This window comes from Neobacillus sp. C211 (assembly GCF_051842875.1).
Classification (GTDB): domain Bacteria; phylum Bacillota; class Bacilli; order Bacillales; family Cytobacillaceae; genus Neobacillus.
In genome coordinates this window covers 1-18780 of record NZ_CM122574.1, presented here as the reverse complement: position 1 = coordinate 18780, position 18780 = coordinate 1, and the positions used below count along the sequence as shown (strand labels likewise).

Annotated in this window: 24 protein-coding genes; 18 read left to right on the top strand and 6 right to left on the bottom strand. The window is 36.2% G+C overall.

Annotated elements, in window-relative coordinates:
• Window positions 1–13: 13 nt before the first annotated feature.
• Window positions 14–922 carry a COX15/CtaA family protein gene (locus tag ACSU6B_RS00120; protein ID WP_410881813.1) on the bottom strand — a complete coding sequence of 303 codons (909 nt, stop codon included), beginning with the start codon at window positions 920–922 and terminating at the stop codon, window positions 14–16.
• A 663-nt stretch (window positions 923–1585) separates the two neighbouring features.
• Between ACSU6B_RS00120 and cyoE the strand changes: the two genes are divergently transcribed.
• The 7 genes from cyoE to ACSU6B_RS00085 all read left to right on the top strand — a co-directional run bounded on the left by cyoE (window position 1586) and on the right by ACSU6B_RS00085 (window position 8193).
• A complete protein-coding gene (cyoE, locus tag ACSU6B_RS00115) occupies window positions 1586–2521 on the top strand; it encodes a heme o synthase (protein ID WP_246869716.1) in 936 nt (311 codons plus the stop codon).
• Between the two features lie 110 nt (window positions 2522–2631).
• On the top strand, window positions 2632–3690 hold the full coding sequence (gene coxB / locus ACSU6B_RS00110; RefSeq protein ID WP_410881811.1) for a cytochrome c oxidase subunit II: 1059 nt from the start codon (window positions 2632–2634) through the stop codon (window positions 3688–3690).
• Between the two features lie 31 nt (window positions 3691–3721).
• Entirely contained in the window at window positions 3722–5593 is a 1872-nt protein-coding gene (gene ctaD / locus ACSU6B_RS00105; protein ID WP_374193696.1) for a cytochrome c oxidase subunit I, read from the top strand.
• Window positions 5593–6219 carry a cytochrome (ubi)quinol oxidase subunit III gene (locus tag ACSU6B_RS00100; protein ID WP_088086268.1) on the top strand — a complete coding sequence of 209 codons (627 nt, stop codon included), beginning with the start codon at window positions 5593–5595 and terminating at the stop codon, window positions 6217–6219. Before ctaD ends, ACSU6B_RS00100 begins: the two co-directional genes overlap by 1 nt.
• A 4-nt stretch (window positions 6220–6223) precedes the next feature.
• On the top strand, window positions 6224–6559 hold the full coding sequence (gene ctaF / locus ACSU6B_RS00095; protein ID WP_168242678.1) for a cytochrome c oxidase subunit IVB: 336 nt from the start codon (window positions 6224–6226) through the stop codon (window positions 6557–6559).
• A 143-nt stretch (window positions 6560–6702) separates the two neighbouring features.
• The gene (ctaG, locus tag ACSU6B_RS00090) at window positions 6703–7608 is read left to right on the top strand and encodes a cytochrome c oxidase assembly factor CtaG (RefSeq protein WP_215000190.1); all 906 of its coding nucleotides are present in this window, start codon (window positions 6703–6705) and stop codon (window positions 7606–7608) included.
• 120 nt (window positions 7609–7728) lie between these two features.
• Complete coding sequence (locus ACSU6B_RS00085; protein ID WP_410881808.1) at window positions 7729–8193, top strand: DUF420 domain-containing protein; 465 nt, start codon at window positions 7729–7731, stop codon at window positions 8191–8193.
• A gap of 58 nt (window positions 8194–8251) precedes the next feature.
• On the opposite strand, the gene ACSU6B_RS00080 is transcribed toward ACSU6B_RS00085, so the two are convergent.
• Window positions 8252–8611: a YugN family protein gene (locus ACSU6B_RS00080; protein WP_410881806.1), complete on the bottom strand. Its 360-nt coding sequence runs from the start codon at window positions 8609–8611 to the stop codon at window positions 8252–8254.
• A gap of 192 nt (window positions 8612–8803) precedes the next feature.
• On the opposite strand from ACSU6B_RS00080, the gene ACSU6B_RS00075 reads away from it, so the two are divergent.
• The gene (locus tag ACSU6B_RS00075) at window positions 8804–9238 is read left to right on the top strand and encodes a CBS domain-containing protein (protein ID WP_410881804.1); all 435 of its coding nucleotides are present in this window, start codon (window positions 8804–8806) and stop codon (window positions 9236–9238) included.
• Window positions 9239–9416: 178 nt separating this feature from the next.
• Window positions 9417–10496 carry a CAP domain-containing protein gene (locus ACSU6B_RS00070; RefSeq protein WP_410881802.1) on the top strand — a complete coding sequence of 360 codons (1080 nt, stop codon included), beginning with the start codon at window positions 9417–9419 and terminating at the stop codon, window positions 10494–10496.
• 17 nt (window positions 10497–10513) lie between these two features.
• Here the strand turns inward: ACSU6B_RS00070 and ACSU6B_RS00065 are convergent, their stop codons facing one another.
• Entirely contained in the window at window positions 10514–10873 is a 360-nt protein-coding gene (locus ACSU6B_RS00065; RefSeq protein ID WP_410881800.1) for a hypothetical protein, read from the bottom strand.
• 21 nt (window positions 10874–10894) lie between these two features.
• The gene (locus ACSU6B_RS00060; protein WP_410881798.1) at window positions 10895–11377 is read right to left on the bottom strand and encodes a PaaI family thioesterase; all 483 of its coding nucleotides are present in this window, start codon (window positions 11375–11377) and stop codon (window positions 10895–10897) included.
• 146 nt (window positions 11378–11523) lie between these two features.
• On the opposite strand from ACSU6B_RS00060, the gene ACSU6B_RS00055 reads away from it, so the two are divergent.
• The 5 genes from ACSU6B_RS00055 to ACSU6B_RS00035 all read left to right on the top strand — a co-directional run bounded on the left by ACSU6B_RS00055 (window position 11524) and on the right by ACSU6B_RS00035 (window position 13595).
• Window positions 11524–11928, top strand: a complete 405-nt coding sequence (locus ACSU6B_RS00055; protein WP_410881796.1) for a YlbD family protein — start codon at window positions 11524–11526, stop codon at window positions 11926–11928.
• A gap of 19 nt (window positions 11929–11947) precedes the next feature.
• Window positions 11948–12187: a YlbE-like family protein gene (locus ACSU6B_RS00050; RefSeq protein WP_410881794.1), complete on the top strand. Its 240-nt coding sequence runs from the start codon at window positions 11948–11950 to the stop codon at window positions 12185–12187.
• Window positions 12188–12295: 108 nt separating this feature from the next.
• Window positions 12296–12661 (top strand): hypothetical protein, encoded by a 366-nt coding sequence (locus ACSU6B_RS00045; protein ID WP_410881792.1) that lies wholly within the window; start codon window positions 12296–12298, stop codon window positions 12659–12661.
• A 60-nt stretch (window positions 12662–12721) separates the two neighbouring features.
• Window positions 12722–13165, top strand: a complete 444-nt coding sequence (locus tag ACSU6B_RS00040) for a YlbF family regulator (protein ID WP_215000208.1) — start codon at window positions 12722–12724, stop codon at window positions 13163–13165.
• Between the two features lie 154 nt (window positions 13166–13319).
• Window positions 13320–13595 carry a YlbG family protein gene (locus ACSU6B_RS00035; RefSeq protein WP_088086281.1) on the top strand — a complete coding sequence of 92 codons (276 nt, stop codon included), beginning with the start codon at window positions 13320–13322 and terminating at the stop codon, window positions 13593–13595.
• 29 nt (window positions 13596–13624) lie between these two features.
• Here the strand turns inward: ACSU6B_RS00035 and ACSU6B_RS00030 are convergent, their stop codons facing one another.
• Window positions 13625–14014, bottom strand: coding sequence for a DUF7147 family protein (locus ACSU6B_RS00030; protein WP_215000211.1), 390 nt, complete (start codon window positions 14012–14014; stop codon window positions 13625–13627).
• Window positions 14015–14423: 409 nt separating this feature from the next.
• Between ACSU6B_RS00030 and rsmD the strand changes: the two genes are divergently transcribed.
• Complete coding sequence (rsmD, locus tag ACSU6B_RS00025) at window positions 14424–14984, top strand: 16S rRNA (guanine(966)-N(2))-methyltransferase RsmD (RefSeq protein ID WP_168242691.1); 561 nt, start codon at window positions 14424–14426, stop codon at window positions 14982–14984.
• 12 nt (window positions 14985–14996) lie between these two features.
• A complete protein-coding gene (coaD, locus tag ACSU6B_RS00020) occupies window positions 14997–15482 on the top strand; it encodes a pantetheine-phosphate adenylyltransferase (RefSeq protein ID WP_168242692.1) in 486 nt (161 codons plus the stop codon).
• 23 nt (window positions 15483–15505) lie between these two features.
• Here the strand turns inward: coaD and ylbJ are convergent, their stop codons facing one another.
• Window positions 15506–16720 carry a sporulation integral membrane protein YlbJ gene (gene ylbJ / locus ACSU6B_RS00015; protein ID WP_215000213.1) on the bottom strand — a complete coding sequence of 405 codons (1215 nt, stop codon included), beginning with the start codon at window positions 16718–16720 and terminating at the stop codon, window positions 15506–15508.
• 235 nt (window positions 16721–16955) lie between these two features.
• Between ylbJ and ACSU6B_RS00010 the strand changes: the two genes are divergently transcribed.
• On the top strand, window positions 16956–17735 hold the full coding sequence (locus ACSU6B_RS00010; protein ID WP_215000215.1) for a patatin-like phospholipase family protein: 780 nt from the start codon (window positions 16956–16958) through the stop codon (window positions 17733–17735).
• An 8-nt stretch (window positions 17736–17743) separates the two neighbouring features.
• Window positions 17744–18763 carry a SepM family pheromone-processing serine protease gene (locus ACSU6B_RS00005; protein ID WP_410881789.1) on the top strand — a complete coding sequence of 340 codons (1020 nt, stop codon included), beginning with the start codon at window positions 17744–17746 and terminating at the stop codon, window positions 18761–18763.
• Window positions 18764–18780 lie beyond the last annotated feature (17 nt).

Here is an 18780-nt window from a genome sequence, read left to right as displayed (position 1 = left end):
CCTGGCAGCTTTTTTATAGATTACTTTTTTTAGATCTAGAGTATAACAAAAGGAAATAACTTAGGACGCCAAACAAACAAGTAATAAAGAAGGCGTGCAGCAGGGCGATATACAGATTTAAGCTGCTAAAAATAATCAAAGCTCCTGCAATCACTTGTAATGAAACAAGGATGAATGAAATAATCCAGCCCCAATAAAGAACTTTTTGGTGTTTGTAATGGCGAACAGTCAAATAAAGAATGAAAGTAATCCAGATAAAGATTAATCCAGCAGCGGCTCTGTGTCCCATTTGCACCCATTCGTACATATTGGAAGGCAAGGAAGGAGCGTCATTTAAACATAGCGGCCAGTCTCGACAAACCAAACTTGACTTAGTGTGACGTACGAGTGCGCCAGTGTAGATGACAAGATAACTATAAATGGAAACACCGACAATATGAAACCCCATTCTCTTATCGATATATAGTTTTTCTGCATCAAATCTCTTATCAATTTCAAATATTAGAAGTGTTAACAATAACACAGCAGAAAAAGATACAAGTGAAATACCAAAATGTAATGCGAGTACAAAACCAGATTGTCCCCATTTTACTGCAGCAGCCCCGATTAATGCTTGTAAAAGTAAAAAGAAAAAGGAAAGGAAGGAAAGAAATTTCGTTTCTCTAATATGTCCTACCGCCTTCCATGACCAAACAGAAAGAACGAGAACCATCATTCCAACTACTCCAGAGACAAGTCTGTGGGCAAGCTCAATAACTAATTCTGGGGTAATTTCCAACGGAAGAAATTTACCGTTACAAAGCGGCCATGATCTCCCGCATCCCATTCCAGAATCAGTCTTTGTAACTAGTGCTCCGCCAATTAAGATAAATATCATTCCGATGGTAGTAGCAACAGCCAACCATTTCAAAGATCGTCGCAAAAAATTCACCTCTTAAAAAAGTTCAATAATTTGTCATTGGATAAACCTGACAGTATAATAGATTGGAAAGTAATTCGATTATTAAATTCCCTATTAATCATAACGAATAAAATTGAAAAAGAACAGAAATTAAGTATAGATTTTAAGATAACTTAAATCAATAAAAACAGATGTGGAATAATAAATAGTTTTCACTATTATTATAGTGAAAACCATAGAAACTCAGTTGATGGTCTGTTAGAAATATATTAGTGGTAGTTTAATTAGAATTATTCCTTTTTAGGTGTAAGAGGAATTAAAATTAAACTCTTCATGTAGACACTAGGATTTTTTATAAATTTAGGGGATAATTTGTATAAATGGAATTATAAATCCTTAAAAAGCTAAGATTATAACGATAAAATGAACTTTGTAACAATTTAGTCTAAAATTATTCAAAAAAAATTCACAAAAATATCTAAAAGTGTGATTTAATATACAGAGAAAGTGTTTTAATTATCACTATCTTTTTAGTTAGATTGTTTATTAAATCGAAAAAAATTAATATTAATTTTCTATCATCGTTCCTTTTTTTTACAAATGAGGGCATATATAAATTAAGTATCAATTATCACTTACTTAAATGATGAATATTTGTTATTTAGGTTTAGGAGGAGAAACCAGATGTCGAACTCTAAGGCCTTCGGAGAAGCTGCTATTGATAATGGCGCTGCGAGCTTGCAAGCCAATATAAAAACCTCTGCATGGAAAGACTTTATGGCTCTTATCAAAATTGGAATTGTAAATTCTAATCTTATTACTACTTTTACGGGGTTATGGCTTGCGCTTCACTTTTCAGGACAAAGCTTTCTAAACAATTTAGATATCGTGCTTTTTACAGTAGCAGGATCTTCACTGATTATTGCAGGCTCATGTGCTATCAATAATTATGTTGATCGTGACATTGACCATTTAATGGAAAGAACAAAAGAAAGACCTACTGTAACCGGGAAAGTAGTTCCGATAAAAGTTCTAGTATTAGGTATTTTACTTATTGGACTGGGAACACTGTCTTTATTCTTTACTACGATGACTGCAACAGTAATTGGACTGCTTGGAGTTTTTAGCTATGTTTTCCTGTATACATTATGGTCAAAGCGGCAGTTGGTGTCCAACACTATTATTGGGAGCATATCAGGAGCAGTACCACCACTAATCGGATGGGCAGCAGTTGATGCTAATCTCGATATCATGGCATGGTCATTGTTTGTGCTAATGTTTGTTTGGCAGCCTCCACATTTTTATGCGCTAGCGATGAGACGGGTTAAAGAATATAAAGCAGCTGGGATCCCAATGTTACCTGTAGTGAAGGGTTTTAAAACCACAAAAATTCACATCATCCTTTGGGTTGCTGCACTTCAGCCAATTCCATTTTTTCTTACCAAATTAGGAATCCCATTTCTAATACTTGCTATCGTTCTAAATATCGGGTGGCTTGCATTAGGGATTTATGGATATAGAATCAAAGATGACATAAAGTGGGCAAAACTAATGTTTGTTTACTCTTTGCAATATTTAACTATTATTTTTGTAGCAATGGTTATAGTTACATTAATTTAGTTTTGCAAATGATTGTTTCTTGTTTAAAGGGAAGCAATCGTACTACATAATTCTTTGATCAACATAATGCTTTAAATAATTTATTAGTGAAAGAGGGGTTTGATTAAGCTATGAAAAGGCTAGCAAAGTGGCGTTTAATATCGTTATTTTCGATTTTAGCGCTTGTTCTCTCCGGATGTGGCGAACCGTACCTTTCCACGTTAAAGCCTGCCGGTGAAGTTGCGCAAACGCAATATGATTTAATGAAGTTAAGTACGTTAATCATGGTTGGGGTTATTGTTATTGTTGCGATTATTTTCGTTTTGATTTTGGTTCGTTTTAAACGAAGGGATGACAGAATACCAAAACAAGTAGAAGGAAGTCACAAATTAGAAATTATTTGGACTGCTGTGCCGATTCTTTTACTATTAATTCTTGCCGTTCCGACTGTGGCCGCAACCTTTAAACTTGCAGATGTATCTCCAATGGATAAGAAAAATACAAAGGCACTTGTAATTAATGTTCGGTCACACTTATATTGGTGGGACTTTGAATATCCAGGCAAGAAGATTGTTACAAGCCAGGAACTTGTTGTTCCTACAAATGAAAAGGTATATTTTAACTTGAAGTCATCTGATGTGAAACACTCATTTTGGATTCCAGCAGTAGGTGGAAAGTTAGATACAAATACGGAGAATATTAATAAATTCTGGCTAGAGTTTGACGATAAAAAAGCAAACGAAGCAGGAAATCTTTTCTATGGAAAATGTGCAGAACTTTGTGGTCCATCCCATGCTTTAATGGATTTTAAAGTAAAAGCTATTAGCCGGGACAAATTTGACGCTTGGGTAACTTCGATGCAGAATGTTAAAGAACCACAAAAAGCCCAGACAGCTTCTGCGGCACAAGGACAAGAACTATTTAATAAAAGCTGTATTGGCTGTCATGCTGTAACACCATCAAACAAAATGCCTGAAACAGCACGTCTAGCACCAAACTTATCGAACTTTGGTGAACGATCTCGTGTAGCCGGTGTTTTGGATCATAATAAAGAAGAGTTAAAAAATTGGATTCGTAATCCAGAAACATACAAACCAGGTAACATGATGACAGGAAAATACCCGGAAATGTCTGAAAAACAGCTAGATGCTTTAGCAGACTATTTAATGGGCTTAAAGGCCCAGCAATAATTGGGGAATTGGTTGAAAGGGAGGTAAAATTGTGAGTACCTATGCTCAAAAAAAGGGATTTGGCGCAACATTATGGGACTTTTTAACAACTGTTGACCATAAAAAAATTGCCATCCTATATCTCATTGCAGGTGGATTTTTCTTCTTAGTGGGCGGACTTGAAGCAGTATTTATCCGTATCCAACTTGCAGTGCCTAATAATGATTTTGTGAGTGCCGGATTATTTAATGAAATTATAACAATGCACGGAACAACAATGATTTTCTTAGCTGCGATGCCGCTGGTTTTCGCTTTTATGAATGCAGTAATGCCATTACAGATTGGAGCCCGCGATGTAGCGTTTCCATTTGTTAATGCATTAGGATTTTGGTTGTTCTTTTTTGGAGGAATATTCCTAAACCTCTCTTGGTTCTTAGGAGGAGCACCTGATGCAGGATGGACATCATACGCGTCACTTGCACTTCATTCCCAAGGGCATGGCGTAGACTTTTATATCTTAGGTTTACAGATATCAGGTATAGGAACATTAATTGGTGGTATTAACTTCCTTGTTACCATCATTAACATGCGTGCTCCAGGTATGACATATATGAGAATGCCTTTGTTTACTTGGACTACATTTGTTACATCAGCACTTATTTTGTTTGCATTTCCTCCATTAACAGTTGGTTTAGTTTTAATGATGTTTGACCGCTTGTTTGGTGCGAATTTCTTTGATGCCACTATGGGTGGTAATACGATTATTTGGGAACATCTTTTCTGGATTTTCGGTCATCCAGAAGTATATATTTTAATACTTCCAGCTTTCGGGATTTTCTCAGAGATTTTTCCGATTTTCTCAAGAAAGCGATTATTTGGATACTCTTCCATGGTATTTGCAACTGTATTAATCGGTTTCTTAGGCTTCATGGTATGGGCTCACCATATGTTTACTACAGGTTTAGGTCCAGTTGCTAATGCCATTTTCGCAGTTGCTACAATGGCTATTGGTGTACCGACCGGAATTAAAATTTTCAACTGGCTTTTAACAATGTGGGGAGGAAGTGTAAAATTTACCACTCCTATGCATTGGGCAATGGCGTTTATTCCATCATTTCTTGCTGGTGGAGTAACAGGGGTAATGCTTGCCTCCGCAGCAGCCGACTATCAATATCATGATACTTATTTTGTTGTTGCACACTTCCATTATGTAATTGTGGGTGGTGTGGTATTTGCAGTTTTTGCAGGTACACATCTATATTGGCCAAAAATGTTTGGTACCATGTTAAATGAAACACTTGGAAAAATTACTTTCTGGTTGTTCTTTATCGGGTTCCATTTAACATTCTTTATCCAACATTTCTTAGGTTTATGGGGAATGCCGCGACGCGTTTTCACATACCTTCCTGGTCAAGGATTTGAAACTGCTAACATGGTTAGTTCTATAGGTGCTGCGTTTATGGGCTTAGGTGTTATCGTAATGTTATTTAACATCATTATCACTTCTGTGAAAAATGTTAAAGTTGGTAATGATCCATGGGGAGACGGAAGAACACTTGAATGGGCAATCCCTTCTCCACCACCGTTTTATAACTTTAAGCAGCTTCCACTTGTACGTGGTTTAGATGCTTACTGGTTAGAAAAAATGGATGGTAAAAAAGGAATGACTCCGGCAGAGCCGCTTGGTGATATTCACATGCCAAATTCGTCGTTTTTACCGTTTATGATGGCTTTAGGATTATTCATTGCAGCTTTTGGTGCAATGTACCATGTAAATGATAAGGCTTGGGCATTACCAGTAATGATCATTGGATTATTAGTAACTTTTGGATCTATGTTCTTACGTTCAGTGAAAGATGATCATGGATTCCATATTCATAAAGAGGACTTAATTGATGAGGATGATAAGGGGGTTAAGGCATAATGCACGCTGATGAAAAATTTACTTATGAAACATGGCCTGCTGCGCCGGAAAAATCAACCCTTGAATCCAAAAATAAATTCTTAGGTTTTTGGTTTTTCCTAGGGGGAGAGACAGTTCTTTTTGCCTCCCTTTTTGCCACTTACCTTGCATTGAAGGATAAAGTTCCTGATTCAAGTCACCATCTAGCTAAGGATTTATTTGAATTACCGTTAACATTTGTCGCGACAATGCTCCTTTTAACGAGTTCATTAACAAGTGTTTACGCAATGTACCACATGAAGAACTTTGCCTTCAAAAAAATGATGGTCTGGCTCGGTCTTACTGCGCTATTAGGTGCAGGTTTCTTAGGACTTGAGGTTTACGAGTTTTCCCATTATGTTCATGAAGGACATACATTTACAAGCAGTGCTTTCGGTTCTGCCTTCTACGCACTAGTTGGTTTTCATGGAGGCCACGTTGCATTTGGTTTACTTTGGTGTTTAACATTAATGTTTAGAAATTCCAAACGAGGCTTAGACCTTTACAACGCTCCAAAATTCTATGTATTTAGTTTATACTGGCATTTTATCGATGTTGTTTGGGTATTTATCTTTACAGTAGTATATTTAATGGGAATGGTGGGATAAACTGATGGCTAATCAACAATTAAATTCAGGTAACCCAAGAGTAGACATTGAATATCGTCGCAAGAAAAATGCAGAAGAGATGAGATATCAATTGGTTTCTTTTGCCTTGATGATTTTCTTAACTCTCATTGCTTTTGCGGCTGTTGCAATTAAAGGATTTAGTGCGTGGTTTACAGTTCCATTTATTATCCTTTTAGCTGTCGTTCAAGTTATTTTTCAACTATATTATTTCATGCATATGAGCCATAAAGGACATGAAGCACCATCGCTCTTTTTATACTCTGGTGTGATGGTTGGAGCAATAACTATTCTTACGTTTTCAACTATTATTTGGTGGTAATATGTTCAAAAAAGAAAATCGGCTTATGGCCGATTTTCTTTTTTAGACCTATCTAAGGGTTGTTTCCATTTTCTTTGCGTATCGTTTTGGCCAAGGGTATAATATAGTCAATAATACTTTTAAATCATAATGAGGTGATTTGGGTGCTTACATTAGATATATTCGGTTTTAAAGCACTTTGGAGCCCGTATTTTTTACTAATCTTGATAGTCATAACTGTAGGGTATTTTGTCCTTACAACAAAATACAGAAGCTTTTTTCCAGATGGTGAGCCATTAACGAAAACACAAGGAGCTTTGTTTTTATTATCAATGATCCTGCTTTATGCCATTAAAGGATCTCCTGTTGATTTATTAGCACACCTTATGTTTTGGGTCCATATGATTCAAATGGCTGCTTTAGTTTTAGTCGTACCGCCTCTATTTATCATGGCTGTACCTGACTGGTTTTGGAGAAAAATTTTCAGTGTTTCCGTTATTGATTCGCTTTTTAAGCTTTTCTCAAAACCACTTATAGCTTTAATTGCATTTAACGGCTTTTTTTCTTTTTATCATGTACCCATCATTTTTGATCACATCATGCAAAATGCTTGGCTGCATGCTGGCTATTCAATCTTATTGTTTGCCGTCGCAATCTTTATGTGGTGGCCATTGCTTAATAAGATGCCTGAACATCAGACATTAAATGGACTTAAGAAGGTTGGTTATATTTTTGCAGATGGGATTCTGTTAACACCAGCTTGTGCCTTAATCATTTTTGCAGATACACCAATGTATGCAACCTATTCTGATCCCCATGTTTGGGGACAAGTGATGAGCCTATGTGTTGGATCAGCGAACTTCGATAGTTTAAATTTGAGTGGTCCACAACTTTTTAGTTCGATATCATTACTACATGATCAGCAGCTTGGTGGAGTTTTAATGAAAATTATTCAAGAAATTATATATGGTGTCATTCTTGGTCATGTTTTCTTCGAATGGTACCGTAAAGATCAATCAGACTCCGAACAGGAAATGAAGCAACCATTAAATCCGTTGCTCATTAAATAATCTCCCATACTCCTGGGAGATTTTTTTACTGATAAGCCTTAATTTCTTGGGTATCGTTTGAAAAGTAAGGACCGTTGAACTACTATTATTGTAGAATAAAAGAAAAGAGAGGACGCCTAAATGAATTCCTTACCGATTTTACCTACTATTAGTACCTCATTTATTGTTTTAAGTGCTATTACTGTTGCTATTGGATGGTGGCAAATTAAGCAAAGACATATTGAGGCCCACAAAAAGACAATGTTTTTGGCTGCTATTTTTGCTGTAATCTTTTTTATAATCTATGCTTCTAGAACCCTCTTTATTGGAAATACTTCGTTTGGAGGGCCAGATAATATCAAAATTTATTATACAATATTTTTAATCTTCCATATTACACTTGCGACGACTGGAGCTGTATTCGGCATTGTCTCTATCATGTCAGGATACAAAAACAAACTTTCTATCCATCGAAAGCTGGGACCGATAACTAGTTTCATTTGGTTTTTTACTGCGATCACGGGTGTTGCCGTATACTTATTGCTTTATGTATTTTATCGAGGCGGCCAGACAACATCTATGCTAAAAGCAATTCTTGGACTGTAAAAAATTAATCGCTTCCGAATAATAAAAAGACGCATGAGAACCATGCGTCTTTTTTCGATTATAATGCAAACTTACTTACTTCTGCTTTTACTTCATCGAGAATTTTTTTACATTGATTTACAAGAGAGGTTGGGAAGCTTTCGCCATCACCATATTCTACACCATGCGGGTAATAATGTTTGCCTAAAAGCGGTGTCATTAATTGAATAGTTGCTTTATCAGCGCCAATATCGCCCTCAATCGCATGACCCCGTACACGCAAGTAAAATACCCCTTCTTTTAATTCAAACTTGCGGTCGTATGTAACTCGTTCGTAGTCCCATTGTCCTTCGCGAACTAAACCGTGATCTAACATTACTTCATCTAAACGGTTTAAGTCAGCCTTTAACTTTTCAATTTCAGTATTCTCGAATTTCATAATGAATCCCTCCTAAAAACAATACCATTGCCCCTATGTTTCCTATTTAAGTAGGAAAGCAATAATAATTCAATTTAATAATAGTTGAAAATGTTTCAACTTGCAATGAATACCTTCAGCGAATAAAACAATCTTGGTAGGAAACCCTAGAATAATGGTAAGAGGAATTAAATAAACATAGGGGGCAGTAAAATGGAAGAAATCCGAGATATAATGACTGAAGAGGTAGAATGCTGTACGTTATTGGATAATGTTTATGAAGTCGCCTTAAAGATGAAGCACTTAAATGTTGGGGCTATACCAATTATTGACCAGGAAAAGCTTGTCGGAATGATTACAGACCGAGATATTGTTGTTCGAGGTGTTGCTGAAAAACATCCTGGTTCAACAAAAGTAGAAGATATCATGAGTAATGACCTTATTACTGTTACTCCTGATTCTTCCAGTAAAGATGCAGCAAAATTAATGGCAAAGCATCAAATCCGACGATTACCTGTGGTAGAGGAAGGTAAGTTAATAGGAATTGTTTCCCTTGGTGATTTCGCGATCCGCGAATTGACTGACGACCAAGCAAAAGAGGCATTAACGGAAATATCTGAGCAAAATTATAATGGAGCACAACATTAAAAATTATTATATAAAAAATAGTTTTACCTTTAGAAAACAGGTACTCATCGTGCCTGTTTTCTTTTTATCAGTTCATTTGTCTGACACTTTTGATTATGACTATTACTATTCAAGATATTGATGATATAATAATTTTATCTATACATTTAATGATTCATGAAAGTAATAGAGAGGGTGAATGCCTCTGCGTACACTGACTAGAATTCTTATTCTTTCAGCAGTTTTCTTAACTATAGGTTTTTATGTGAGTATAAACGAAAATAACGATAGTAATATTTTAATTAAAGAAGATCATACTTCAGAAATGAAACAACCTATTTCACAAAATCCTGATAATAAGCCAAGTAAAAAATTAGTCTCGGATAAACCGAAAGAAGGTTTGGCTTTATTAATTGGGAAAAATGAAGGTGAATTAGAAAAACTACTTGGTCCACCAGTTCGGATTGATGAGTCAATGTATGGTTATCAGTGGTATATTTATAATCAAGACGATAAAAAGTATGTCCAAGTGGGTGTTGAAAATAAACGTGTAGTTACGATTTTCGCGATAGGCCAAAATCTTGATGTAGCACCTTTTGAAATAGGAGAGCCGGTTGAGGAAATCTTCAATACGCATTATATTGATACAAATATTAAGATTGAATTTAATGGTAATTCGTATCATTTTGAATTGAATGATGCTGATTTAAATCTTCGGCCAATGGTGCAATTGGGTGATGTCTTTGTCCAGCTCTACATAGATAAATTTACTGGCAATCTTTCTAGTGTTCGGTTCCTTAATGCAGAAACACTAATTAAACAAAGGCCATATGAACTTGTTTATAGTGGATATTTAATCAAAGCACCTGAACCTAGTGAGGAAAGGCGGCGTGCCATTGAAGAAGATACGGAACAAGAGATATTTGACCTAACCAATGTCTTACGTGTAAGAAATAAATTAAAGGAATTAAAATGGGATGAGAATACGGCAGAGGCCGCGTTTGAGCACAGTAAGGATATGTCAATAAACAACGACTTTTCACATAAATCCAAGAAATTTGGAGATCTTACCAAACGATTAAAAACGGCCCATGTGGTTTACCAGGCTGCAGGCGAGAATATTGCGGCAAATTATACAGATGGACCAGCTGTTGTCGAGGGTTGGCTAAATAGTAAAGGACACCGTGAGTCACTGTTAAGTAAGGAATACTCTCATCTTGGTGTAGGGGTATTCCAAAAGTACTATACTCAAAACTTTATATCAAAAACAGAACAATGAAAAAGGTGACGATTAGGTCACCTTTTTTCAATCTTATATTGATTAAATATAAATCTGTTTTGCTCCCATTTCCCGAATAATCGGATCACTTCCCCCACATTAAAAGACTCTTTATTGAAATTGTTAGTAATGGGTGTGATCTTTTGGGCGGTGATTAGTTTTGTTTCTGTTTGTAGTTTTAAGGACTGAACATAAATGTAGCGATGATAATAAAACCGTTGCTTCTCTTCGATAATACTTTTAATTTCACCTGTTATGATTGCTTCTTGCTGTACTTGGCCAGTATCAAGCCACTTTGTATCGTGCTCCTTCATCTCTTTTTTTGTAAGCCAAAAAAAGTAAAAGCAAATAATTGGGATTAGGATGGCGGTGACCATTGTTGATCACACCTCCGCTTATTATTTTTTTATAATAAAGAATGTACCTGTGGCATAGGCGATTTTTTTTCCGTCACTCCGATATGCTGCACCTGAGATGACCATTGTTTTGCTGCCGCTATGAACAATTTCCGCTTTACTGTAGAGTGTTTCTCCGATACCTGGTGCTATGTAATGGATATTCAATTGATTTGTTACGGCTCCATAACCATCTGGTAGAAGATAATTAGCCAGACTCCCCATTGCTGTATCAAGTACCGTCGCAGTAATCCCGCCATGGACAATATCTAGGTGGTTATTAAGAGTTGGGTCTAAAGGAATCGTAATTTCGCAGGTTTTCTCATTTAGTTTTCTATCCATTTGTAGAATTCCGTCAATATATGTACTTCGCTTTTGTTTAATTTTTACTTGGAATCCCGATAAAAGGTAGGCAAGAGAATTTAAATCAGTCTCTGAACCAGTTTCAATACATGTTTCTAATAATCGACGTAATTCATCTTTCATTATACTTACCTCTTTCATTTCTTTGTCTTTTGACATCTTACCATTTACAAGGCAAATATTAAATATTTTAATCTCAGTGTTCTTTCACATTTGTAAAATTCTTTCATATTGTATTACTGGGACTAATTTGGGCTGAGGTGAGATAAATGACACAAAAAAAATTACACCCTTCCGTGTCACAATTCAAAGAATTTGTTAAAAACAATCCAAAATTAATCAAAGAAGTACGGAAAGGGAAGGCAACTTGGCAGGAACTATATGAAGACTGGTATTTATTAGGTGAAGAGGATAGCCGCTGGGAATCGATGGGATCTGATACTGGATCAGTCGATGAAACAAGCACAGAGTCTAAAGGTGATTGGCTTTCTAATATTATGGGAATGGTTAAGAAAATGGATCCGAATCAAATGCAAAACCACATGAATAACCTAAGTCAGGCTCTGGGGGCGATCCAAGGTGTACTTTCACAATTTCAAGGAGAAAACCCTGGTACAGGTCCTGTTAAGCCGTCAGAAGGACCTAAACATCCATTTGTGTTTAGAAAAGATTGATGGAAAGGAACCTTAACTTATGCGAAGAGATATACTGCAATATATTGAAAGTCAAAAGGACTTAAAACAATTCATTCGCGAACAACCAATATGGTATAGAAAGCTGTCAAGAAATCCATATGATTTGCAATCGCTTGAAATTGAATCCTTACACTACTATAAGAAAACGATTCCTGACCAAGTGAATAAGTTTTCGAATAGTGTACAAATGGCTTCGATGATGTATCACATGTTTCAGGGGATGAAAAATCAAAATTAAACAAAGTCACAGGATTTATTTTGTGGCTTTTTTTATTTGTCATAGCGGAGTAAGACTAAAAAAAGAAAAGGAGGCGAACAATACAAGCAAAAGAAGGAGTGAATTTAAATGAAAAAGCTAGTTCCGCAGTTAATCCTAATGATCTTTTTTATTGGAATCCTTACTGGATTTAATAATGACTTACCTAGAACTGAAATTCCTTCACTATATGTTCACCACCAGATCAAAGGTGAAACAGTTTTAATTAATTGTATTGTTACAGGAATTAGCTTCCGTGACGCAGACCCTTCAAAAGGAAGAATCGGGAAGATTGTTGTTTGGGTGGATGGAAAGAAAAATAGCGAGGTTAAAGCGGCAGCTTTTATAATTAAAGGTTTTTCACCGGGAACCCATAAGGTAAAGTTAGAAGTTGTCAATCCAAATAATGAACCGTATGGATTAGCGAAAGAATTTATGGTAAATATCCCTAGATAAACTGAAATTTTCACATTACTACCACTTTCATGTTAAAATATCTTTGGAGGTGGGCGTAAAATGCTTGCTACGTTAGAGAGAGTCGAATTATTGGAACAAGCTGAGCAATTAGCAAAGATGGTATTAGAATCTGAAATAGCCGAACAATATCAAATATGTTTATATAAATTGCAAAATAACAAGGAAGCACAGCGGAAAATAAGTCAATTCGTTCGTCTAAAGGAGCTATATGACGAGGTGCAGCGGTTTGGTAAATACCATCCTGATTATAAAAAGGTAATGACACAAATCCGCGAAAATAAAAGGGAAATGGATATGGATCCTCTGGTAGCAGAATTCAAATTGGCTGAGAATGATTTGCAAGACCTACTAGATGCAATTAGTATTATTGTAGGCGGTGCGGTCTCTGAACATATAAAAGTTCCAACAGGAAATCAGTTTTTTGAAACGAAAACCAGCCACGTTAGTGGTTGTGGCGGTGGAGGAAGCTGTGGGTGCGGCTGAAAAATCAGCGAATTGTGCTGATTTTTTTTTGTAATGTCAATCTTTTCAGATTTTAAGCACTTATCTGGAATAAGTAGCAAAGTTTGAATTGAAAAGGAACGTTTTAATATGCTAGACTTATGTAAAATGATGGTTTGTTGAAGGGGAAAAAAGTATGTTTGTTCAAAGACAAGGATTGGTTGTTTGGCTTTACTCGTTAAAACAAGCTAAAATGCTTCGGCGTTTCGGAAACGTTCATTACGTTTCAAAAAAGTTGAAGTATGTTGTTCTGTATTGTAATCAAGAAGAGCTGAATGAAATAATGGAAAAGTTGAATTCTTTTTCGTTTGTAAAGAAAGTAGAACCTTCATATAAACCATTTTTAAGAATGGAGTATGAGAATTCGGCGCCAGATAAAGCAAAGGAATATGATTATAAAATGGGTATTTAAAAAGGTGAGGGCGTTTCCCTCACCTTTTCCTATTGTAGTGGAAGTAAATAATGATTAAGACGGAGAATGCCGATTAAGTGCTGGTAATACAGCTCTTTTTCATAAAAAATGGTTGACGGCTTAACAGATAGCTCATGTATTTGCTTCCCATGTTTTACAGCAGTAGAAGCAAAGATATCATACCTCTTATTTGATATAAATTTGGGGTTTGGAATACCCTCACGACAAATATAAAGGGCTTGGAATTTTCCAGGGTCTGTTGGCTTTAATACGACAACCAATGAGGTTCTATCCTGATCATCAATCTTTGTGTGCAGTGCGAGCATATGTTGAAGACGGTGTTGATTTGCATTTGTAAGCTCAATCAGTTCATATATATCTGAATAACCTTCTCCTAATTCAATAAAACGCTGGATCAATGAAAACTCTCCTTTAAAATGGCTTAATTCAAGAATACTCTATCACTAATTTCCGATCTTTTGAATAATAAGTAAAAAAAAAACCTGCAGAAAATTCTGCAGGGTCCTTCCACATCCTCATAAAGGATAGAAGGCAAAGGGAGAGGAGAAACCGGAGGAAGAACTTATGGGGAAACGTAAGTCTTCTCCGCGGTTGGCAACAACATCCTCGAATTGATGTTGTTAATTACATTATTTCCACAACCTAAAAGCTTATACGTACTTTCGAATAAATTTTCCTATGAAAGAATCATTTTCTGTAAATCATTACTCAAATGAAAAGATATACACTTACTAATTGTCTACTTTTTGTATATTATGGTAGGATGGATTAAGAAAATTATTTCTGAAAAAATGTGGTGATATGGTAGTGAGAGTGGTTTCAGGGATTTGCAAAGGTAGACCTTTGAAAGCTGTTCCAGGTAATACAACGAGGCCGACAACTGATAAGGTAAAAGAGGCTTTATTTAATATGATTGGACCTTATTTTGATGGCGGCATTGGATTGGACCTATTTGCTGGAAGCGGTGGATTAGGTTTGGAGGCACTTAGTAGGGGATTGGATAAAGTTATTTTTATTGACCGAGAATTAAAGGCCATTCAAGTGATCCAGGAAAATATAAAAGCTTGTAAATTTGAGGACCAAACGGAAGTCTATCGCAATGATGCCGATAGAGCATTAAAGGCTCTCATAAAAAGAGAAATCTGCTTTGATTACATATTTTTAGACCCGCCGTACAAAAAACAACAACTTGTCAGCTTAATGGAAAAAATGGATAAACAGGATGTAGTAAAAATAGATGGATGCGTTGTCTGTGAGCATAGCTTCGATGTTGAATTACCAAAATCATTAGGGCGGTTTATCCAAATAAAACATGAAAAGTATGGAATGATCGCGGTAACTATTTATATACGAACAGATATTGAGTGAGGGGGAGTCAATTTGACAAAAATAGCCGTTTGTCCAGGAAGCTTTGATCCAATTACATATGGTCATTTAGATATTATTAGAAGAGGTGCCAAAGTATTTGACACTGTCTATGTGAGTGTATTAAACAATTCATCTAAAAATCCGTTATTCAGTGTTGAAGAGCGAATGAATCTAATTCAGGCTGTAACAAAAGATCTTCCTAATGTTAAGGTAGATGTCCATTCTGGCTTACTTGTTGATTATGCAAAGGCTGTTAATGCTAATGCTATCATCCGTGGATTGCGGGCAGTTTCAGATTTTGAGTACGAAATGCAAATCACTTCGATGAATAGAGTGCTTAATGAAGATATCGAGACCTTTTTTATTATGACCAATAATCAATATTCCTTCTTAAGCTCCAGTATTGTAAAAGAAGTGGCAAAATATAATGGGAACATATCAACGCTCGTCCCACCAATTGTTGAAAAAGAATTACAAAAGAAGTTCAAAAAACAATAAAAAAGAGCTTTGCCAGCTCTTTTTTATTGTTTTTTTACGCGGGAAAACAAAATTAGCACATACACAAAAAGGGAGAAAATGGTGATAAGCGGACCAACTTCCATCATTTTATGATAAAAATGATCTCCCCATGAACCGTCTTCAAAAAAACCAACAGGTAAAGCGTTAGAAGGCTGCTCTTGATTATTGAAACGCAAGTAAACTGGCTTCCACAAAATCAATGCAAACAAGCTTGCAAATATACCTTGAAGGATTCTTGCAATAAAAAATGGTTTAAATCGGATATCTGTTTGTGCCAGGATGCTTGCAACCTGTGCTTGGACACTAAATCCACTAAATGCGAGGATAAAGCTGGTAATCATTGCTTTTTGTAATAGAGTAGCATCTTGAACCAGACTCGTTAGTTGGCTGCCTAATGTAATTTCAAATAAACCAGATATAAATGGAATGCTTAACATTTCAGGGAAAGACAATGAGGATAACAAGATCTCTACTGATTTTGCAAGTGTCGCTGTAATATGTAAATGATAAAGTAATTTGTTAATCACAGAAAATAAAATAATAAACCCGCCAACCATTAATAAAGTTTGAATGGAAGAATTAACTGCATCACCAAGAAGTTTACCAATTGGTCGATTATCTTTTAATCTTGTTTGATGCAAAGCGGATAAAGCCAATCGGATTTTGAACTTTTTATTTTTCTTACTAATTTCGTTAGGGGATTCATTCCCATAAAAACGCATGATCAATCCAACACAAATATTTCCTAAATAGTGGGCTAATGCAAGAATAACACCTAAATGAGGATTATAGAAAAAACCTACAGATACTGCCCCAAAGATAAATAAAGGGTTAGAAGAATTTGTGAAAGAAACAAGTCTTTCTGCTTCAATTCGTGTTAAGTGGCCTTCCTGACGTAATCTTGCGGTAAACTTTGCTCCAGCGGGGAATCCTGAAGCCATACCCATCGCCCAAACGAACCCTCCAACACCAGGTACCTTAAAGAGAGGCCTCATTAATGGCTCCAATAATACGCCGATAAATTTGACAACCCCAAAGCCAATTAACATTTCAGAAACAATAAAAAAAGGTAATAGCGATGGAAAGACAATTTCCCACCACATATTTAGCCCTCGGATAGAAGCGTCTAAGGACTCTTGAGGAAAAGAAATAAGTGAGGCAGCTAAAATAGTGACGGATATAGATAAAAAAATAGTTTTTAGTTTGGAACGAAACAATGAAGGAACCTCCTTCCGAGAGGGATCGATGAAACTGTGCAATCAATTAATTGAATGGTAAAATAAGAATTATTCTTATCCTGACTTGTCCTCATATTAAACAAATATACTCATAGAACGTTTATTTAGACCATAAGATTGAACGAGATTTCTTATTTCTGTGGATTGGCTTCAGGAAGTCCCGTCTGTTAAGAAGAAAAAATATCTAATAGGTTTAAATAGGAGGTCTTTAGTAATGGAGCACCCTAAAATAGGCTTGGCGCTTGGTTCGGGTGGTGCACGTGGGTTTGCTCATTTAGGAGTCATAAAAGCATTGAAAGATGCTGGAATTCCGATTCATCTGATTGCAGGCAGCAGCATGGGGGCGCTGGTTGCAAGTTTTTACGGGGCAGGAATTGACATGGATCGGTTATATAAATTATCCACTGCTTTTAAAAGAAAATACTTTTTGGATTTTACTGTTCCGAAAATGGGATTTATCTCAGGAAAAAAAGTAAAGGAATTTATTAAGGTTTTTACTCATGGAAAAAACATTGAGGACTTGTCCATTCCAATAGGTATCGTCGCAACTGATTTATTGACGGGGGAAAAGGTTGTTTTTCAAACGGGCCCGGTTGCTGATGCTGTAAGAGCAAGTATTTCCATCCCGGGGATATTTGTTCCAGAAAAATATAATGGGAGAATCCTTGTAGATGGTGGTGTATCTGACCGTATTCCTGTTTCTGTGGCTAAAGAGATGGGGGCGGATATAGTTATCGCAGTAGATGTCTCCAGGGTGAAACGGAACGCAGAAATTACCTCAATTTACGATGTAATTATGCAGAGTATAGACATTATGCAAGCGGAAATAATTAACAATAGAGAGATCGCGGCCAGTGTAATGATTCGACCCCCTGTTGAAATTTATAGTTCAAGAGCCTTCACAAATATTGATGAGATCATAAATCTTGGTGAGGAAGAAGCGAAAAAACATCTAAAGCAAATAAAAACCGTGATTGAACAGTGGAAGGGGTAGAAATTGCGATGCGCAAAAAAATATATATAGGTTCTGCACTAATCGTTGCCATTTTTTTTATCTGGGGAATGTTCTATTCATTGCCTTATTATGTTTCAAAACCTGGAATGGCGAAAGAACTTGGACCAATCATTATGGTTGAAGGCGGCGATAAGGATAAAGGTAATTTTATGCTTACAACAGTTAGAATGGGTAGAGCAAATATTTACTCCTATTTAGAAGCAAAGATACGAAATTATGAAGAACTTTACCCATTAGATTTGATTTTAAATAAAAAAGAAACAGAGGAAGAATACAATGCGAGACAGCTCCATCTGATGGCTGGCTCAAAACTTAATGCAATAGAAGTTGCCTACCGTAAGGCGGGATTGCCTGTGAATTATAAATATAAGGGGATCTATGTCATGCAGGTGATTCCAGAAATGCCTGCGGAAGGAAAGCTTTCCACGGGTGACCGCATTTTTAAAGTGGATGGGCAGCAATTGCCTTCTTCGGAAAAATTTATTGATTACGTAAGCAAAAAACAAGCCGGGGATAAGGTGAAATTAACCTACTTGCGTAATAAAAGTACAAAGACTGTTACATTAAAACTTCAGCCTTTTAAAGAGAATCCTCAAAAGGTGGGGATAGGGATTTCTCTAGTGGACGATAAAGAAATAGTTGTCAAGCCAAAGGTTAAAGTAAAGACAGATGAAATTGGGGGACCATCTGCTGGATTCATGTTTTCATTAGAAATCTATAACCAGTTAACAGAAGGAGACTTAACTAAGGGCTATCAAATTGCTGGTACCGGGACGATAGATGTGGATGGAACAGTCGGACCTATTGGAGGAATTGAACAAAAAATCGTAGCTGCTGACAAGGCTGGGGCGGAGTACTTTTTAGCTCCTAATGAAAAAGGGATAAAGAATTCCAATTACCGGGATGCAGTTAAGACTGCAAGGGACATAAAAACCAAAATGAAGATCGTTCCAATTGATACCTTTGATGACGCAGTTAGGTATTTAGAAAAGCTAAAGGAAAAATAAAAAAATGATGGTGCATC

Excerpts from the sequence above, each read along its gene's own strand:
- cyoE (WP_246869716.1), top strand. The coding sequence starts at position 1,586 with ATGTCGAACTCTAAGGCCTTCGGAGAAGCTGCTATTGATAATGGCGCT.
- coxB (WP_410881811.1), top strand. The coding sequence starts at position 2,632 with ATGAAAAGGCTAGCAAAGTGGCGTTTAATATCGTTATTTTCGATTTTA.
- ACSU6B_RS00100 (WP_088086268.1), top strand. The coding sequence starts at position 5,593 with ATGCACGCTGATGAAAAATTTACTTATGAAACATGGCCTGCTGCGCCG.
- ctaF (WP_168242678.1), top strand. The coding sequence starts at position 6,224 with ATGGCTAATCAACAATTAAATTCAGGTAACCCAAGAGTAGACATTGAA.
- ACSU6B_RS00085 (WP_410881808.1), top strand. The coding sequence starts at position 7,729 with ATGAATTCCTTACCGATTTTACCTACTATTAGTACCTCATTTATTGTT.
- ACSU6B_RS00080 (WP_410881806.1), bottom strand. The coding sequence starts at position 8,611 with ATGAAATTCGAGAATACTGAAATTGAAAAGTTAAAGGCTGACTTAAAC.
- ACSU6B_RS00075 (WP_410881804.1), top strand. The coding sequence starts at position 8,804 with ATGGAAGAAATCCGAGATATAATGACTGAAGAGGTAGAATGCTGTACG.
- ACSU6B_RS00070 (WP_410881802.1), top strand. The coding sequence starts at position 9,417 with ATGCCTCTGCGTACACTGACTAGAATTCTTATTCTTTCAGCAGTTTTC.
- ACSU6B_RS00065 (WP_410881800.1), bottom strand. The coding sequence starts at position 10,873 with ATGGTCACCGCCATCCTAATCCCAATTATTTGCTTTTACTTTTTTTGG.
- ACSU6B_RS00060 (WP_410881798.1), bottom strand. The coding sequence starts at position 11,377 with ATGAAAGATGAATTACGTCGATTATTAGAAACATGTATTGAAACTGGT.
- ACSU6B_RS00055 (WP_410881796.1), top strand. The coding sequence starts at position 11,524 with ATGACACAAAAAAAATTACACCCTTCCGTGTCACAATTCAAAGAATTT.
- ACSU6B_RS00050 (WP_410881794.1), top strand. The coding sequence starts at position 11,948 with ATGCGAAGAGATATACTGCAATATATTGAAAGTCAAAAGGACTTAAAA.
- ACSU6B_RS00045 (WP_410881792.1), top strand. The coding sequence starts at position 12,296 with ATGAAAAAGCTAGTTCCGCAGTTAATCCTAATGATCTTTTTTATTGGA.
- ACSU6B_RS00040 (WP_215000208.1), top strand. The coding sequence starts at position 12,722 with ATGCTTGCTACGTTAGAGAGAGTCGAATTATTGGAACAAGCTGAGCAA.
- ACSU6B_RS00035 (WP_088086281.1), top strand. The coding sequence starts at position 13,320 with ATGTTTGTTCAAAGACAAGGATTGGTTGTTTGGCTTTACTCGTTAAAA.
- ACSU6B_RS00010 (WP_215000215.1), top strand. The coding sequence starts at position 16,956 with ATGGAGCACCCTAAAATAGGCTTGGCGCTTGGTTCGGGTGGTGCACGT.
- ACSU6B_RS00005 (WP_410881789.1), top strand. The coding sequence starts at position 17,744 with ATGCGCAAAAAAATATATATAGGTTCTGCACTAATCGTTGCCATTTTT.